Source organism: Mesorhizobium sp. M7A.F.Ca.US.005.03.2.1 (assembly GCF_003997795.1).
In the GTDB taxonomy this organism is placed as follows: Bacteria; Pseudomonadota; Alphaproteobacteria; order Rhizobiales; family Rhizobiaceae; genus Mesorhizobium; species Mesorhizobium ciceri.
The window spans coordinates 1-2,709 of the sequence record NZ_RZRP01000840.1 but is presented as its reverse complement, the minus strand read 5'-3'; the positions used below and the strand labels follow the sequence as shown (position 1 = coordinate 2,709).

Annotated in this window: 5 protein-coding genes; all 5 read right to left on the bottom strand. The window is 62.6% G+C overall.

From position 1 onward, the window contains the following. Positions 1 to 681: YbaY family lipoprotein (locus tag EN991_RS31235; RefSeq protein ID WP_127370193.1), on the bottom strand; the 681-nt coding region annotated here is incomplete at its 3' end. A gap of 125 nt (positions 682 to 806) precedes the next feature. Next, entirely contained in the window at positions 807 to 1,283 is a 477-nt protein-coding gene (locus EN991_RS31230; protein ID WP_063171808.1) for a molybdenum cofactor biosynthesis protein MoaE, read from the bottom strand. Between the two features lies 1 nt (position 1,284). Then, positions 1,285 to 1,542 carry a molybdopterin converting factor subunit 1 gene (gene moaD / locus EN991_RS31225; protein WP_013532479.1) on the bottom strand — a complete coding sequence of 86 codons (258 nt, stop codon included), beginning with the start codon at positions 1,540 to 1,542 and terminating at the stop codon, positions 1,285 to 1,287. A gap of 1 nt (position 1,543) precedes the next feature. After that, positions 1,544 to 2,140 (bottom strand): CDP-diacylglycerol--glycerol-3-phosphate 3-phosphatidyltransferase, encoded by a 597-nt coding sequence (gene pgsA / locus EN991_RS31220; RefSeq protein ID WP_013532480.1) that lies wholly within the window; start codon positions 2,138 to 2,140, stop codon positions 1,544 to 1,546. A gap of 97 nt (positions 2,141 to 2,237) precedes the next feature. Then, positions 2,238 to 2,709, bottom strand: a 472-nt coding sequence (locus EN991_RS31215) for a helix-hairpin-helix domain-containing protein (protein ID WP_245461125.1), incomplete at its 5' end; no start/stop codon positions are given.

Here is a 2,709-nt window from a genome sequence, read left to right as displayed (position 1 = left end):
CGCCTTTTCCTTCTCCTCCAACTTCTCCTTTTCCTCGGCCATCACCTCTGGCGCACAGGCCTTGTAGGTCGAACCGATGTCTCCGATCACGATCGTTTGCCCATTGACCTTGGCGGTGGCGAAATAGGTGTTGCAGGGGCCGCTGCCGCCCGCCTTGCCGGCCTCGCTGACCCTGAATGTCGCTTGCGGGGCAGCGCTGACGCCGATGCCGTCGACATAGTCGACCAGCCAGAGCTGGTCGACGACCGAAACCGTCGGCTCGGCGTTCGGGGCGACCATCTTCAGCATGATGGTCTGCGGCACGTCGGTCAGCGGATCGACCTGGTGGCGCATATCGGAGATGAACAGGAGCTTGTCGTCGACGGTGATGCGGGCTTGCAACGCGTAAGTCATCTGCGACCGGATGACGGAAGGGTCGAATTTGATCTCGAAGCTGATCGGCACCTGGCCGGTCGGCTTTACTTTCTGCTCGCCGATAATGGTGGCCGGCGCATCGGCCAGCGACACATCGGCAAGTTGCACGGAGAGCACGGCACTGGGCGGCAAGGCAATGCGCTCGCGATAGATCACTTCGCCTCTCACTGCCTTTTCGGCGGCAACAGACTGCTCAGGAACGGCCAATATGCCGACGACCAGAGGCACGAAACCGAAGATGAAGAACTCCGCGATCCTGTCCAGCATGACTATCTCCCTCACCCCGGGCTGCCAATGCCCTGGGCTGCCAATGCCCCGGGCTGCCAATGCCCAGGCTGACCAATTCCGCCAATTGGCCAAAGGATTGCGGTCAATGCATGGCTGCGGCGATCTTATTCGGACGCTTTCCAGCGTTGCGCGGCCGTTGCATCGGCTTCCTTGGCCTCGACCCAGCCACCCTCCGAACCGTCAGCCCGATGCTCCTTCTTCCAGAAGGGCGCGCGCGATTTGAGATAGTCCATGAGAAAATTCGCCGCCTCGAACGCCGCATGGCGGTGCGCGGAGGCTGCCACCACCAGCACGATGTTCTCGCCGGGCGCGATCTTCCCGTGGCGGTGGATGGCGGTGAGCCCCTGCAACGGCCAACGCTCGACCGCTTCAGCAGCGATGCGGGCGATTTCTGCTTCGGCCATACCGGGATAGTGTTCGAGCTCGAGCGCTGAGAGCGCGCCCTGCTCGTCGCGGCAAAGGCCTGAGAAGCTCACCACGGCGCCGATATCGGCGCGGCCTAGCGTCAGTCTGGCGATCTCGGCCGCGACGTCAAAATCTTGGCGCTGAATGCGCACGACAGGTAAGACCGCGCCGGTCATGTCAGCCCCCGGTCATCGGCGGGAACAGCGCGATTTCGCGGGCGCCCGCGATCTTCTCGCGGTGCTCGACATGCTCCTGGTTGATGGCGACGCGGATCACGTCGGGATATTGCAGCGCGTGCTCGTAGCCCTCGCCGCGCGATTTCAGCCAGCGCAGGAGATCGGCGACCGTCTCGATGCCAGCCGGCAAGTCGACGTCTTCCTCGGGCATGCCGATGCGCTCGCGCACCCAGGCAAAATAGATGAGCCGGGTCGTCATCTCACTCGTCCATGATGTGCTTGAGGCCGGCGCGGAAATAGTCGTAGCCGGTGTAGAGCGTGACCAACGCCGCGATCCACAGCAGCACCAGCCCGGTCTGGGTGGTCAGCGGAAAGATCTTGTCGCCGGCTGGTCCGGCCAAGAGGAACGCTATGGCGACCATCTGGATGGCGGTCTTCCATTTTGCCAGCTGCGTCACCGGCACCGAGACTTTCAGCGCCGCCAGATATTCGCGCAGGCCCGAGACGAGGATTTCGCGGCACAGGATGATGATCGCCGCCCACAACGACCAGCCGGCAATGCCCGCATGGCGATCGGTGTCCGCAGCCAGCAGCAGCAGGCAGGTGGCGACCAGCAGCTTGTCAGCGATCGGGTCGAGCATCTTGCCGATGTTGGAGGTTTGTTGCCAGGCGCGCGCCAGATAGCCATCCAGATAATCGGTGATCGAGGCGAGCAGGAAGATGATCAGCGCCGACCAGCGGGCAAAGTCGCTCGACTTCAGATGTCCTTCGAGAAAAAAGCACAGCACCACCATCGGCACCGCGACGATGCGGGCGTAGGTGAGCATGTTGGGCAGGTTGAACGCGCGCTTGGCCATATCCGGGAAACTCTTTCTGCCTGCCTACTCAAATCAGAAGCGAATGTGGGGGGTCAACAGGCCAGATTCGACAGGCCAGATGAAAGTGCCAGATTTTTCAACTCTCGTGGAAGTGATTGTAGACCAGTTTCGCCACCTGCTCGGAAATCCCGTCGACTTTCCGCAGATCCTCGATGGCCGCGCGGCTGACCGCCTTGGCGGTGCCGAATGCCAGCAGCAATGCCCGCTTGCGGCCGGGACCGATGCCGCTGATCTCATCCAGTGGGCTCTTGACCATTTCCTTCTTGCGGCGAGCCCGATGCGAGCCGATCGCGAAACGGTGAACCTCATCGCGCAGCCGCTGGACGAAATAGAGCACGGGGTCGCGGACCGGTAGCGAAAACGAGTCCCTGCCTTTGACGAAGAACCGCTCGCGGCCGGCATCGCGGTCCTGGCCCTTGGCGATGCCGATGGCAACCACGCGATCCTCGATGCCGAGATCGGCGAGGATCTTGCGCACCGCGGTCATCTGGCCCTGGCCACCGTCGATCAGGATGACATCGGGCCAGGCCGGGAAGCTGCCGGAGATA